General features: G+C 71.0%; 1 protein-coding gene. It reads left to right on the forward strand.

The annotated features are described in order from the left end of the window. Positions 1–537: 537 nt before the first annotated feature. Positions 538–1146 (forward strand): hypothetical protein (locus PROKR_RS16285; RefSeq protein WP_036964736.1); only part of this gene is annotated, 609 nt, incomplete at its 3' end.

Raw genomic sequence — 1146 nt, forward strand, 5'->3', positions numbered from 1 at the left:
GGCGAGCGCGGGGTGGACGGGGCGCGAGGGCGCCGGCCGCTGCTACCCGGGCGCGGTCAGCGGCCGGCGGGACAACAGCCGGGGACGCGACACGTCGAGCGGGCGTGCGCGATCCGCACCGTGCCGTTCATCGCTCGTGCCATGCCGGTCTCCCTCCGCTCGATTCCCTATCGGACTGATAGGAATTCGGTGTGCGGGAAGTTACGGCCGACCGCAGGGTGTGTCAACAGTGTCCGGAAGGGGTCTCGCATGCCGGACGACACCCTCCCGACACCGCTCTGGGGATCACGCGCACATGCTCACCGACTCGACGGCGACAGCTTTCTTCCAGTGCGCGTCGACGACGGCAGCGACGACACCCGAGCGATCCTCCCCATGCCCCACGCGGTCCCGTGGGGCACCAGTGGGGTTTGAGGTGGGCCCTGGAGGCCATCCCTGTCCACCACTGTCCAGACGGGGTGAGGCATCCATGCAGGTAAAACGCCGCGCCCGTCGAGGTAGTCGACCTACAACGGGACGAGCAGTACGTTTTGCCCCATGAGCAGTGACAGCGACGCGCCTCGGGACGAGGGCGGCGAGAAGACCGAGCGCATGGACCGCCTCCGGGCTCTGCTGAACAAGCCCATCAAGATCCCGGAGTCGGCCTCGACCGGCACCGAGGACGCCGACTACGCCGCAGCCGTGGCAGCCGCCGCGACACCACAGGGGGCCAGCACAACGATGACACCCGAGGCAAAGACGCCCAAGGGCGCCAAGGCACCGGTCGAGACGCCGCCCGCCGTCAAGGCGGCGGCCGAGGCGCTCGACCGCCTGACCGAGCAGGAGAAGGACGCCGTCGTGGAGGGCTCCGGCTCCGGGCGGAACAAGTCGCGCCGCACCTGGGCCGACGCGTACCTCGCCAAGCCCGACAAGCCGCTGACCCCGGAGGAGGTCCGCGCCGACCTCATGGTCTCGCTCAAGGAGCAGGGCGCCGAGCTGCGGGAGCTGGTCGCCAAGCGAGGCGTCGCACAGGAGAAGGCCCAGGCGACGGCGCTGGACGAGGTCCGCGCGGAGGTGCGTGAGCGGCTCGACGAGCAGGCGGCCGCGCAGACCGCCGCCACCGCGCAGGCCGTGACCTCCGCGCAGGAGGAGGCGAGCCGGCTTCAG

The sequence above is a fragment of the Promicromonospora kroppenstedtii DSM 19349 genome, from assembly GCF_000515355.1.
Taxonomy (GTDB): domain Bacteria; phylum Actinomycetota; class Actinomycetes; order Actinomycetales; family Cellulomonadaceae; genus Promicromonospora; species Promicromonospora kroppenstedtii.